The sequence below is a fragment of the Nonomuraea rubra genome, assembly GCF_014207985.1.
Lineage (GTDB): Bacteria > Actinomycetota > Actinomycetes > Streptosporangiales > Streptosporangiaceae > Nonomuraea > Nonomuraea rubra.
The window spans coordinates 4,596,464-4,609,156 of the sequence record NZ_JACHMI010000001.1; the positions used below are offsets into that span (position 1 = coordinate 4,596,464).

At 72.6% G+C, this 12,693-nt stretch carries 13 protein-coding genes; 12 read left to right on the forward strand and 1 reads right to left on the reverse strand.

The window, feature by feature from the left end:
• Window positions 1-70 precede the first annotated feature (70 nt).
• From HD593_RS20975 to HD593_RS21020, 10 genes are all read left to right on the forward strand, one after another.
• On the forward strand, window positions 71-1,693 hold the full coding sequence (locus HD593_RS20975; protein ID WP_185103838.1) for a TIGR04028 family ABC transporter substrate-binding protein: 1,623 nt from the start codon (window positions 71-73) through the stop codon (window positions 1,691-1,693).
• Entirely contained in the window at window positions 1,690-2,622 is a 933-nt protein-coding gene (locus tag HD593_RS20980) for an ABC transporter permease (protein WP_185103839.1), read from the forward strand. The genes HD593_RS20975 and HD593_RS20980 overlap by 4 nt, the downstream gene beginning before the upstream one ends.
• On the forward strand, window positions 2,619-3,491 hold the full coding sequence (locus tag HD593_RS20985) for an ABC transporter permease (RefSeq protein WP_185103840.1): 873 nt from the start codon (window positions 2,619-2,621) through the stop codon (window positions 3,489-3,491). Before HD593_RS20980 ends, HD593_RS20985 begins: the two co-directional genes overlap by 4 nt.
• Complete coding sequence (locus HD593_RS20990) at window positions 3,488-5,035, forward strand: dipeptide ABC transporter ATP-binding protein (RefSeq protein WP_185103841.1); 1,548 nt, start codon at window positions 3,488-3,490, stop codon at window positions 5,033-5,035. Before HD593_RS20985 ends, HD593_RS20990 begins: the two co-directional genes overlap by 4 nt.
• Window positions 5,032-6,024, forward strand: coding sequence for a putative FMN-dependent luciferase-like monooxygenase (locus HD593_RS20995; protein WP_185103842.1), 993 nt, complete (start codon window positions 5,032-5,034; stop codon window positions 6,022-6,024). Before HD593_RS20990 ends, HD593_RS20995 begins: the two co-directional genes overlap by 4 nt.
• On the forward strand, window positions 6,021-6,608 hold the full coding sequence (locus tag HD593_RS21000; RefSeq protein WP_185103843.1) for a CMD domain protein: 588 nt from the start codon (window positions 6,021-6,023) through the stop codon (window positions 6,606-6,608). The genes HD593_RS20995 and HD593_RS21000 overlap by 4 nt, the downstream gene beginning before the upstream one ends.
• A 31-nt stretch (window positions 6,609-6,639) precedes the next feature.
• The gene (locus HD593_RS21005; protein WP_185103844.1) at window positions 6,640-7,206 is read left to right on the forward strand and encodes an alkylhydroperoxidase domain protein; all 567 of its coding nucleotides are present in this window, start codon (window positions 6,640-6,642) and stop codon (window positions 7,204-7,206) included.
• 34 nt (window positions 7,207-7,240) lie between these two features.
• Window positions 7,241-7,861, forward strand: coding sequence for a VOC family protein (locus HD593_RS21010; RefSeq protein WP_185103845.1), 621 nt, complete (start codon window positions 7,241-7,243; stop codon window positions 7,859-7,861).
• Window positions 7,862-7,988: 127 nt separating this feature from the next.
• On the forward strand, window positions 7,989-9,419 hold the full coding sequence (locus tag HD593_RS21015; RefSeq protein ID WP_221524863.1) for a glycoside hydrolase family 28 protein: 1,431 nt from the start codon (window positions 7,989-7,991) through the stop codon (window positions 9,417-9,419).
• A 208-nt stretch (window positions 9,420-9,627) separates the two neighbouring features.
• Window positions 9,628-10,098: a DoxX family protein gene (locus tag HD593_RS21020; RefSeq protein ID WP_185103846.1), complete on the forward strand. Its 471-nt coding sequence runs from the start codon at window positions 9,628-9,630 to the stop codon at window positions 10,096-10,098.
• Window positions 10,099-10,168: 70 nt separating this feature from the next.
• On the opposite strand, the gene HD593_RS21025 is transcribed toward HD593_RS21020, so the two are convergent.
• Window positions 10,169-11,047, reverse strand: coding sequence for a sigma-70 family RNA polymerase sigma factor (locus tag HD593_RS21025; RefSeq protein WP_185103847.1), 879 nt, complete (start codon window positions 11,045-11,047; stop codon window positions 10,169-10,171).
• 83 nt (window positions 11,048-11,130) lie between these two features.
• Between HD593_RS21025 and HD593_RS21030 the strand changes: the two genes are divergently transcribed.
• Both HD593_RS21030 and HD593_RS21035 read left to right on the forward strand, forming a co-directional pair.
• The gene (locus HD593_RS21030) at window positions 11,131-11,580 is read left to right on the forward strand and encodes a carboxymuconolactone decarboxylase family protein (RefSeq protein WP_185103848.1); all 450 of its coding nucleotides are present in this window, start codon (window positions 11,131-11,133) and stop codon (window positions 11,578-11,580) included.
• A gap of 50 nt (window positions 11,581-11,630) precedes the next feature.
• Window positions 11,631-12,689 carry a hypothetical protein gene (locus HD593_RS21035; protein ID WP_312903585.1) on the forward strand — a complete coding sequence of 353 codons (1,059 nt, stop codon included), beginning with the start codon at window positions 11,631-11,633 and terminating at the stop codon, window positions 12,687-12,689.
• The last annotated feature ends 4 nt before the right edge of the window (window positions 12,690-12,693 follow it).

Consider the following 12,693-nt stretch of genomic DNA (forward strand, 5'->3'; position numbering starts at 1 on the left):
CTTGATTTTCTACTATTTAGGTAGGTTATGCTGGTTTAGCTTCCAGACGTTCATGAAGGGCAGTACCCCCATGTCTCCATCCAGACCGCTGCGCACCGTCGTCACGCTCACCCTCGTGGGCCTCCTCGGCGCCTGTGGCGGCGGCGGGGACGCGGCCGGCCCGGCACCCGGCGACGGCAAGCCCGTACGCGGCGGCACGCTCACCTACCTGGAGCATCAGCCGCCGACCTGCCTCTACCTGCCCGCCGCCGGCTTCTATCCCAACGGCGGCATCCTCAACCAGATCACCGACAAGCTGACCTGGCAGAACCCCGAGACGCTCGAGATCGAGCCGTGGATCGCCACCAAGTGGGAGATCAACGAGGACGCCACCGAGTACACCTTCCACCTGCGCGACGGCGTGACGTTCAGCGACGGCACCCCGCTGGACGCCGACGCCGTCGCGGCCAACTTCGACGTGTACGGCCTCGGCGACGAGAAGCTCAAGCTGCCCGTCGCCGAGTTCGTCAACAACTACGAGCGCAGCGAGGTCATCGACCCACGCACCGTGCGCTTCCACTTCGGCAAGCCGTCGCCCGGCTTCCTCCAGGGCACCTCCGTGATCGGCGCGGGCCTGGTGTCGAAGAAGACGATCTCCCTGCCGTACGAGCAGCAGTGCCGGCTGAAGAACATCGTCGGCTCCGGCCCCTTCACGCTCAAGAAGCAGATCCTCGACAAGGAGGTCGACCTCGTCGCCCGCGAGGACTACGACTGGGCGCCGCCGTCGTCGGAGCACCAGGGCCGCGCGTACCTCGACGAGATCAAGATCATCGTCACGCCGGAGGACAACGTGCGCGTCGGCGCGCTCACCTCCGGCCAGGCCGACATGGTGCGCTACGTGCAGGCGTACGACGAACAGACCGTCAAGGACGCCGGCTTCCTGATCCACGCCGAGCCCACCCGCGGCGTGAACAACGGCCTGTACCTGCGGCCGGGCAACAGCCTGCTCAAGGATGCCCGCGTACGCACGGCGCTGCGCCTCGGCACGAACGCCAAGGAGATCGTCGACACCCTGTTCACCGGGAGCTACCCGGTCGCCACCTCCGTGCTCAGCCACCTCGCCCAGGGGTACGTGGACCTGTCCAAGGAGCTCGTCCACGACCCGGCCAAGGCGAACGAGCTGCTCGACACGGCGGGCTGGACGCGCGGCGCCGACGGCGTCCGCACCAAGGACGGCAGGCGGCTCGAACTGGGCGTGTTCGTCTCCGGCCCGCAGCCGCTGTCGAAGCAGACCCTCGAACTCGTCGCCCAGCAGTGGACGAAGCTCGGCGTCAAGCTGGAGATCCGCCCCGCCGACGCCGGCACCCAGGCCGTGGACATCAAGGACGCCGAGAAGACCGCCATTCAGCACGGCATGGTCGGCCGCGCCGACCAGGACGTGATCAAGAGCCACTTCCACAGCGAGAACCGCGACGTCATCCTCTCCGACGACGAGAAGCTGGACCGGCTGCTGGAGGAGGAGTCCGCCGAGCCCGACGAGGCCGCGCGCAACGCCAAGGTCGCCGAGATCCAGCGGTACGTGATCGACCAGGGCTACGCGATCCCGCTCTTCGAGGAGCCCCAGGTGTACGGCTCAGCGCCGCATGTGCACGGCGTGGCCTTCGAGGCGGTCGCCCGGCCGTGGTTCTACTCGGTGTGGAAGTCGCGGCCGTGACCAGGTACCTGCTGTCGCGCGCCGGGCAGGCGGCGCTCGTGTTGTGGGCCGCCTTCACGGCGAGCTACGTGCTCCTGCAGCTCCTGCCCGGCGACTCGATCCTGATCAAGTTCCAGAACCCGGAGCTCGGCCTGTCACCCCAGCAGATCGCCGAGATCCGCTCCTACTACGCGGGCGGCTCGCCGGTCGCCGGCTACGTCCAGACCCTGCTCGGCTTCCTGACCGGCAGCCTCGGCTACTCGATCGACACCGGCACGCCCGTGGCCGAACGCCTGGCCGAGGCGCTGCCCGAGACCGCCCGGCTGGCGTCGGCCGCGTTCCTGCTGGCCGTGGTGATCGCCGTGGTGATCGCGTTCGCGGCGAGTTACAGCACCGCCTCGTGGCTGCGCGGGGCGCTGCTGTCGGTGCCGTCGCTGTTCGTCTCGGTGCCCGCGTTCTGGCTGGGCATCCTGCTGATCCAGATCTTCTCGTTCCGGCTGGGGCTGGTGCCGGTGATCGGCGGGAGCGAGCCGCAGCAGCTCGTCCTGCCCGTGCTGACGCTGGCCGTGCCGATCTCGGCGCCGATCGCGCAGGTGCTCGCGCGCGCCATCGACCAGGTGTACGCGCAGCCGTTCGTGCCGGTGATCGCGGCCAGGGGCGCCACGCGCTGGTGGATCCTGTGGCGGCACGTGGCCCGCAACGCCGTGCTGCCGGCGCTCACGGTGGCAGGGCTGACGTTCGGCGAGCTGATCGCGGGCTCGGTCGTGACCGAGACCGTCTTCGGCCGCGCCGGGATCGGCCGGCTCACCGAGCAGGCCGTCAACGCGCAGGACACGCCGGTCATGCTCGCCGTCGTGGTGCTCGCGGCCGCCGTGTTCGTGCTGGTCAACCTGGTGGTGGACGTGCTGTTCCCGATCCTCGACCCCCGGCTGAAGGGAGCGGCGGCATGACGGGAGCGCCGACCCCGGCTGAGAACGCGGACGGCCGCCCGGCGGAGGCGGTGAGGCCCGGCCGCGCCGGGATCGGTCGGGTGCCGGTCGGGCTGGTCGTGGCCTGGCTGGTCGTCGCGCTCGTGCTGCTCTGGGCGGTCGTGCCGGGCGTGTTCACCGCGTACGACCCGATCGCCGGCGCACCCGCCGGCAAGCTCCGGCCGCCGGGTGCGGAGCACCTGTTCGGCACCGACGCGGTCGGGCGGGACGTCTTCGCCCGGGTGGTGCACGGCTCGGTGCACTCGCTGTCCGGGGCGCTCGTCGCCGTCGGCGTCGGCCTGCTGCTCGGCACGCTGCTCGGGCTGCTGGCCGGCGCCGCGGGCGGGGTGGCGGACGCGGCGGTCATGCGGGTCGTGGACGTGCTGCTGTCGGTGCCCGGCCTGCTGCTGGCCCTGACGGTGATCATCCTGCTCGGCCCCGGCACGGTGAACGTCGCGATCGCGGTCGGCATCGGCTCCGTGGCCGCCTTCGCCCGGGTGGCCCGCGCCGAGGTCGTACGGGTGCGCCGCACCGACTACGTGGAGGCCGCGTTCGGCAGCGGCGGACGGTACCCCGCCGTGTTGTGGCGGCACGTGCTGCCCAACTCCCTCGGCCCCGTCATCGCGCTGGCCGCCCTGCAGTTCGGCGCGGCCATCCTGGCCATCTCGACACTCGGCTTCCTCGGCTACGGCGCGGAGCCGCCCACCCCGGAATGGGGGCTGCTCATCGCGGAGGGGCGCAACTACCTGGCCACCTCGTGGTGGCTGACCACGCTGCCCGGCGCCGTCGTGGTGGCCGTGGTGCTGGCCGCCGGACGCATCAGCCGCTCGATCGGAAGGGAACGCGCATGAGCCTGCTGGAGGTGCACGACCTGGCGGTCTCCTACGACGGCCGCCGCGCGCTGCACGGCGTGTCCCTGTCGGTCGAGCCGGGCGAGGTCGTGGCCGTCGTCGGCGGGTCCGGGTCGGGCAAGTCCACCACGGCCCACGCCCTCATCGGCCTGCTGCCGGCCAACGCCACCCTCGACGCGGGCCGGATCCTGTTCGGGGAGAACGACCTGGCCGGCTGGTCGCAGCACCGGCTGCGTGCCGTACGCGGCAGCCAGATCGGCCTGGTCCCGCAGGACCCGGCGAACTCCCTGGACCCGGTCAAGTCCATCGGCGCCCAGCTCGGCGAGGTGCTGCGCATCCACGGCGAGCGCGACCGCCGCACGATCCGGACCCGCGTCCTCGACCTGCTCGCCCGCGTCGGCCTGCCCGACCCGGAGACGCGGGCCCGCCAGTACCCGCACGAGCTGTCGGGCGGCATGCGCCAGCGCGTGCTCATCGCCGCCGCGATCGCCCTGCGGCCCCGCCTGATCATCGCCGACGAGCCCACCAGCGCCCTGGACGTCACCGTGCAGCGGCGCGTCCTCGACCTCATCGACGACCTGCGGGCCGAGTACGGCACGGCCGTCCTGCTGGTGACCCACGACCTCGGCGTGGCGGCGGTCCGCTCGGACCGCGTGGTCGTGATGAGGGACGGCCGCGTGGTCGAGCGGGGCACGACGGCCGCGATCCTGGCCGCGCCCCGGGAGCACTACACGAAGCGGCTGCTGGACGACGCGCCCGCCCTGTCGGCGCGGCCCTTCCGGGAGCCCGGTCAAGGGCGGCCCGCCATCGTGGTGCGCGACCTGGTCAAGGAGTTCCGCGTCGGGCGGCGCCCGTTCCGCGCGGTGGACGGCGCGTCCTTCGAGGTGACGCGCGGCACCACGCACGCGCTGGTGGGCGAGTCGGGCTCGGGCAAGACCACCACGGCCAGGATGGTCGCGCGGTTCGCCACGCCCACGTCGGGAACGGTCAGCATCGCAGGTGCGCCGGACGGCCGCCGCTTCCGCCGTCACGTGCAGCTCGTCTACCAGAACCCGTACGGGTCGCTCGACCCTCGCCAGTCCATCGGAGAGATCATCGAGGAGCCGCTGCGCAACTTCGGGCTCGGCGACCGCCAGGCGCGCCGGGACCGCGTCGCCGACCTGCTGGAGCGGGTGGCGCTGCCGGGCGAGGTACGCGCGCGCCGGCCCCGCGAGCTGTCCGGCGGGCAGCGGCAGCGGGTGGCGATCGCCCGCGCGCTGGCCGTCGAGCCCGAGGTGCTCGTGCTCGACGAGGCGGTCTCGGCGCTCGACGTCACCGTGCAGGCGCAGATCCTCGACCTGCTCGAACGGCTCCAGCGCGAGCTGGGCCTGACCTACCTGTTCATCTCGCACGATCTGGCCGTGGTGCGCCAGATCTCGCACACCGTCTCCGTCATGAGCAAAGGACGCATCGTGGAAACCGGAACCACCCGCCAGGTCTTCAGCGACCCCCGGCACGACTACACCCGCGAGCTGCTGGCCGCGATCCCGGAGCGGGTGCGATGAGGCTCGGCTTCTTCACCCGGCTGCTGGACGACGCGCCGCCCGGTGAGCGCTACCGGCTGGCCGCCGAGCAGATCCGGCACGCCGAGGCGTACGGGTTCGACACGGCGTGGGTGGCGCAGCACCACTTCGACGGCGAGGAGGGCGGGCTGCCGGCGCCGCTGGTGTTCCTCGCCCACGTCGCGGCCAGGACCGAGCGCATCAGGCTCGGCACCGGCATCATCACGCTGCCGCTGGAGCAGCCGCTGCGGGTGGCGGAGGACACCGCCGTGCTCGACCTGCTGACCGGCGGGCGGCTGGAGGTGGGCGTGGGCGGCGGCGGAACACCGTCGGCGTTCGCGCCCTTCGGGCACGACCCCGCCGACCGCGCGGCCCTGTACGCCGAGCACCTGTGGGTGCTGCGGCGCGCCTGGGCGGGCGAGGACCTCGGCGGCGGCAGCCGGCTCTACCCGCCCGCGCCCCGGCTGCTCGACGCCGTGTGGGAGGCAACGTTCTCGGTCGCGGGCGGGGCCAGGGCCGGGCGGGCCGGCCACGGGCTGATGTTGTCGCGCACCCAGCCGCGGCCCGCCGAGCGCCCGCAGGCCACGCTGGCGGACCTGCAGCTCCCGATCGTCGAGGCGTACCACGAGAGCCTGCCGCCCGGGGCCGCGCCGCGCATCATGGCGTCGCGGACCGCGTTCGTGGCCGACAGCCGCGCCGAGGCGCTGCGGTACGCCGAGATCGGCCTCGGCCGCCGCCCCCTGCCCTTCGAGCTGCCCGGCAGCGACCTCGACAGCCGGATCACCGCCTACGACGTGCACCTGGGCACGCCGCAGGACGTCATCGAGAGCCTGCGTGCCGATCCCACCCTGCGGTGGGCCACCGACCTGGTCTTCCAGGTCCACTCGGTCGACCCGCCGCACCCCCTGGTCCTGCGCTCCATCGAGCTGCTGGCGACCGAGGTCGCGCCCGCGCTCGGCCGGCGCCCCGTCACGGAATCGAGCATGAAATGATCACCGACGTCATCGACCACCTGGCCGGGATCGCCCCCGGCTCCTCCCTCGACCGGTTGCGCGACCGCCGCCCCGACGCCCGCGAGCACGCCCAGCGCAGCTACGATGTGCTCTTCACCCCCGACGACGAGGGCGAGGTCACGCTCGTCGAGCGCGACGCGGTCGCGGCCTTCGTCACCGGCCTGCACCAGGACCTCACGGTCGCCCGCTTCTACGCCGACCGCCTCGCCGAGCTCTCGCCCGGCCTGCTCAAGGCCGTGGAGTACGAGGTCGAGGCCGGCCGCGCCACCGGGCCCTACGGCGTGTACGCGGGTGTTCTGGCGGCCGAGAGCGAGGAGGGGCCGCGTTACCGGGCGAGCGACCCGGCCGCGCTCGGTGTCCGGCTCGCCGCCGCGTTCGAGCACGCTCACCTGCTCGTCTTCCGGCCGCGCGAGGCGGGCAGGGACGCGCTGGCGGCGCTGCGCCGCGCGGGCTGGAGCGAGACGGGGATCGTCACGCTGTCGCAGCTCGTCGCGTTCCTCAGCTTCCAGGTACGGGTGATCACCGGCCTGCGGCTGCTCAACCAGGAAGGGGTCACGGCATGACCGGCCTCACCGCACGGAAGGACCAGGCGGCATGACCGGCTTCACCACGGACCGGCTCGGCTGGCGGCCCTGGCTGGCGCCCCTGACGGAGGAGGAGCTGACCGACGCCCACCACGAGGCGCTGGTGGACAGGGCCCGCGCCACCTCCCCGTACTTCCTGCTGCTCGCCCGCGACCCCGGCATCCTGCACGCCCGCACCAAGACCGACCAGGACATCTTCTACAACCCCGACGGCGGGCTGCCGCGCGCCGAACGCGAGCTGGCCGCCACCGCCACCTCCCGCCACAACGGCTGCGTCTTCTGCGCCTCGGTGCACGCGCGCTTCGCCGGTCACCACTCCAAGCGGCCCGGCGACGTGCGCCGCCTGCTGGATGAAGGGGTGAGCGCCCGGCAGGACGACCGGTGGCGGGCGGTCATCGACGCCGCCGTGGCGCTGGCCGACACCCCGTCCCGGCTCGGCCCGGAGCACATCGCGGCGCTGCGCGCGGCCGGGCTCGACGACCTGGCGATCAGCGACGCCGTGCACGCCGGCGCGTTCTTCGGCTGGGCGAACCGGCTGATGCTCTCCCTCGGCGAGCCCACCCTGGAGGACAGATGACGACCCCGCGGCGCGAGCCCACCCTGGAGGACACGTGACGCATCCCCGGCTCGACCACCTCGTCTACGCGGTGCCCGACCTCGCCGCAGGGGTCGCCGCGTTCGCCGAGCGTACGGGGATCACCCCGGCGCCCGGCGGCAGCCATCCCGGCGGCACCGCCAACCACCTCGTCCGCTTCGGCCCCTCCTCCTACCTGGAGATCATCGGCCCCGATCCCGCGGCCACCGTCCGGCCGCGGGCGTTCGGGCTGGAGACGCTGGCCGAGCCGCGGCTCGCCGCGTGGGCCGTGCGCCCGGACGACCTCGATCAGACGGTGCGGCTGGCCCGCGAGCAGGGGTACGACCCCGGCGACGTGCAGCCCCTGTCGAGGCGCACCCCGGCGGGCGAGCTGCTGGAGTGGCGGCTCACCCGGTGGAAGGACCCGGCGGAGGTCGAGCCGGTGCCGTTCCTCATCGACTGGGGCGGCACCCGTCATCCCGCCGACTCGGACCTGCCGCTGGTCGACCTGATCGCGTTCTCCGCCGCGCATCCGCACCCCGACGCGCTCCGGCGCGACCTGGCCGCGCTCGGCGTCCGGCTCGACGTCGCCGACGGGCCGGAGCCCGCGCTGCGGGCCGTCCTCGGCACCCCGAGGGGGCAGGTGATCCTGCGCTGAGGCGAATCCTGCAAACGGTTGCACCTCTGATCCTGGGGTGATGTGCCCGCTGCGTCTGGATCAGTGCAAGGGGTTGACATAGCATCCGGGGTGTCCTGAGCAGGTGCCGGCGAGGGAGGCCCCGTCCATGCCGAACCGTTCCCGAGGTCTGTCCTGGAGCCGCCGTGACGCCGTGCGCGCCATGGCCCTGTCCGCCGTCGTGCCGCTGGGTCTCGATGCGCCGGCCGCGCAGGCATTATCCGATCCGTGGGCGCGGGCCAACCGCATCGCGGCGAAGGTGCGCGGGCCGAGGTTCCCGCACCGCCGCTTCGATATCCGGAAATATGGTGCCGTAGGGGATGGGGTGACGGACTGCACGGCCGCCATCCGTACCGCGATCAGGGCCTGCCACGCGGCGGGCGGCGGGCACGTGGACGTGCCCGAGGGACGGTTCCTGACCGGCGCCGTGCACCTGCTGAGCAACGTGGACCTGCACGTGGCCGAGGGTGCCACGCTGCTGTTCAGCACCGACCCCAGGGCGTACCTGCCGCTGGTGCTGACCAGGTTCGAGGGGGTCGAGCTGCTCAACTACTCGCCGCTGATCTACGCGTACGGGCAGCACGACGTCGCGGTGACCGGGGCGGGCGTGCTCGACGGGCAGGCCGACGACGACCACTGGTGGCCGTGGAAGGGCTCGGGGGACCACGGCTGGGAGCCGGGGGAGCCGCGCCAGGCCGAGGCCAGGGCCGCCCTGTTCGCCCAGGCCGAGCAGGGAGTGCCGGTCGAGCAGCGGACCTACGGCGAGGGCGGCTACCTGCGCCCGTCCTTCGTCCAGCCCTACCGCTGCCGGAACGTGCTCATCGAGGGCGTCACCATCGTCAACTCCCCGATGTGGGAGATCCACCCCACCCTGTCGGAGAACGTGCTCGTACGCGGCGTCACGGTCCGCACCCACGGCCCGAACAACGACGGCTGCAACCCCGAGTCCAGCCGGCTGGTGGTGATCAGGGACTGCACGTTCGACACCGGCGACGACTGCATCGCGATCAAGTCGGGCCGCAACGCCGACGGCCGCCGCGTGAACGTGCCCAGCGAGCACATCCTGGTCGAGGGCTGCACGTTCCGCGAGGGGCACGGCGGCATGACGATCGGCAGCGAGATGTCGGGCGGCGTGCGCGAGGTGTTCATCAGGGACTGCACGATGTCCAGCCCGGACCTCGACATCGCGCTGCGCTTCAAGACCAACTCCGTGCGGGGCGGCTTCGTCGAGGGCTTCCACGCCAGGAACCTGGAGATCGGCCAGGTCGGCGGCTCGGTCATCGACATCGACTTCAACTACGAGGAGGGGCCGGGCCACGGCTTCAACCCCGTGGTCGGCGGGATCGACGTGCGCGACGTGACGGTCAGCACGGCCAACCGGGCGCTCAACCTGCGCGGCTACGCCGACGCGCCGATCCGCGGCGTCACGCTGACCGACGTGGACTTCGGCACCATCGCGACGCCGAGCGTCGTCCAGCACGTCGAGGACCTCGTCCTCCGGAACGTCCTGGCCAACGGCGAGCCGCTGATCATCCCGTGAACGACCGCGCTACCACCGCCGGCGTACGCACCGACCTGGAGAACGCCTCCCCCTAGGGCGAACCCCTGAGGCCTCCGGCAGTACGTACGGACCCCGGGGTACGTGCGACGGCGTACCCCAGGTGTCTCCTCCGGCCCGACGCTCCCGGCCGCCGAGTTCGCGAGTCTGAACGCAGACGGAAACGACATCCTCGACGAGGGAGCACGACATGACCGCCACCATCGAAACCATGATCTCCAGACTCTCCGGCTGGCTGGCCCGGCACAGCATCGACGTCCTGCGGATCAGTCTCGGCCTGGTCTTCGTGGCCTTCGGCACGCTCAAGTTCTTCCCGGGGGTGAGCCCGGCGGAGGCGCTGTCGGTGGCCACGCTGGAGAAGCTGTCCCTGGGCCTGCTGTCGGGCTACGCGGCGCAGGCCGTGATCGCCGCGATGGAGGTCTTCATCGGTCTCACCCTGGTGACCGGCAAGCTGCTGAAGACGGGGCTGGTGGTGATGACGGGCGCGCTGGCGGGCTTCTTCGCGCCGTACGTGTTCTTCTTCACGAACCTGTTCCCCGGCGCGCCGACGCTCGAGGCGCAGTACATCTTCAAGGACATCGTCCTGGCGGCGGCGGCCATGGTGATCGGCGCCCGCGCCCTCGGCGCCCGCCTGGTCCCGGCCCGGGACCGGATGGCGTGAACCGGGACAGGACGCGGACGGCCGCCGGGGCGCGACCCCGGCGGCCGTTCGCCGTTCCCGCGCCGGTGCCTCACCCCGCCTCCGGCAGGTCGATCGACGCGAGCCGGGCGGGATCGACCACGGCCCTGATCCGGGCGATCCGGCCGCCGGCGACGGTGAAGGCCAGGAGCGACAGCGGAGTCCCGTCCTCCCGCCACGCCACGAACCCGGGAAGGCCGTTGACCAGCACCTCCCGCCCCCGCGCGGCCGCACCGGTGCCCACCCGCGTGCCGGAGGCGACCTTGGTGGCGCCCAGGACCACGACCACCCCGCCGGGCGTGTCGATGGTCAGCCTCACCTCGGGGTCGAGCACCCGAAGCAGCTCCTCGAAGTCGCCGCGGCGAGCCGCCGCCAGGAAGGCCCGGACCACCTCCCGCTGCTCGGGCCCGCCGCCCGCCGGCCGCTCGGTCGCCCGCACCTTCCTGCGGGCGCGGCTGGCGAGCATCTTGGCGGCGTCCGCGGAACTGCCGAGGATCTGCCCGATCTCGTCGAACGGCACCGCGAACAGGTCGTGCAGCACGAACGCCAGCCGCTCGCGCGGCCCCAGCGACTCCAGGACGACGAGCAGCGCCAGCCCGACCGAGTCGGCAAGCGCCACGTCCTCGTCAGGCGCGGGGCCGTCGTCGACCGTCACCACCAGCTCGGGCAGCCGGTCGTCGTAGGACGCCTCGGGGCGGGCCTGCCGCGAGCGCAGGACGTCCAGGCTGATCCGGCCGACCACGGTGGTCAGCCAGCCCGCGAGGTTGTGGATCGCCGCCGCGTCCTGCCGGGAGAGCCGCAGCCAGGCCTCCTGCACCACGTCGTCGGCGTCGGCGTGCGAGCCGAGCATGCGGTAGGCGACCGCGCGCAGCCGGTCGCGCTGCGCCTCGAACGCCTCGGCCACCGGATCCGCCGGGCTGGTGTCGGACATCTTGTTACCTTCCTCCGAACTGCTCCGTCATGGGTGATGACGGGCCCGGACGGGCACACGTAACCGATGAAGGAGCACCACCGATGGAAGCACGTCTGAAGAGCCAGGCGAACGCCGACGTGACCACCGCGATCCAGCACCTGTACAAGGCGATCCACGCGGGCGGCGTGGACCCTCTCCTGCTCGGACTGATCCACCTGCGGGTCAGCCAGATCAACGGCTGCAGCCCGTGCGTCTTCGCCGGCATCCACTCGGCGAAGCGGCGCGGGGAGACCGACGAGCGGCTGCACAACGTGGTCACCTGGCGCGAGACGCCGTTCTTCACCGACGCGGAACGGGCGGCGCTCGCGCTGGCCGAAGCCGCCACCCGGATCCAGGACGGCGCGCCGGGCGTGACCGACGAGGTCTGGGCGGCCGCCGCCGAGCACTTCGACGACCAGCAGCTGTCCTCGATCATCACGGAGGTCGCACTGACCAACTTCTTCAACCGCATCAACCGTGCGAACCGGGAGCAGGCCGGCAAGACCTGGTAACCCGGCCGGCGGGCCCGGCCGTGGGGGCGGCTGCTCGTAAACTCTCGTCCGTGTTCGACGCAAAAGGGACGATCGTGACCACCGTGCTGGCCACGATCCTCGGCTCGTGGGCGCTGACCGGCTGCACGGGGCAGCCCGAGCCCGCGCGGCCCTCGCCCACGGTGTACGCCCACCCCGCCGCGGACGAGAACTCGGTGGCCGTGCCCGTCCCCGCCGGCGGCACGGCCGCGGCACTCACCCGGCCGCTGACGCAGGCCGGCTGGTTCTGCGCGCAGGCCCGGAGCAACGCGGACGGCCGGGCCCTGTGGTGCCGGATCGCTCATCGCGACGAGTCGGACACCGTGCACCCCCAGGTCGCGCAGTTCCTGCTGGACCGCGACGGCCGGCTCGCCTGGGCCTGGTTCCCGCCTCCCGAGGACGGTACGTACCAGCAGGGCGAACCCCCGCGGGTCGTGGACGCCGCGGCGCCCGCGCTCGCCGCGATCTGGCCGGGCGCGGGCGACCGCGCGCGGCAGGAGATCGACGACTTCGCCCACGACCTCGGCGAACCGGCGGTGCGGCGGAGCGACGATCTTCCCAGGGCCGCATGGCGGGACGAGCACGCCGACTACGGCTTCTCCGGCCTCGACGGCCTGCTCGTGACCGCCAGGGACGCCTCCGTACGCCGCTGGCCGTTCGGCGCCGAGCACTACGCGACCACGATGAGCTCCGCCGTGGACGATCTCCTGGCAGGCGGGTACGACTGCTTCTACCCGCCCCAGGAGTCGTGCACCCGCGTCCGGTCGAACGGCTACTTCCGGGTGACGCTGCGCCAGGACCAGATCGTGTCGGCGCAGTTCGGCATCGGGAGCCGGATCGAGTCGGGGCGGCAGCGGCATGCGCTGGCCGAGGAGTTCCCGCACGGGCTGACCTTCCTGAGCGAGGCCGTCCGCCGTCCGGTCACCGAGCGCATCGAGCAGTCCCGCCGGTCGGGAACGAGCTTCGCCGGCATCGTCGCCGGGACGATCGTGGTCATCGACGCGAGCCGGGGCGCCGTTGACGGAGACGACCTCGTGGCGTACCTCGACATCCAGATCGGCGCACCGCTGGCGGCGGCTCTGCCCGTCTGACCAC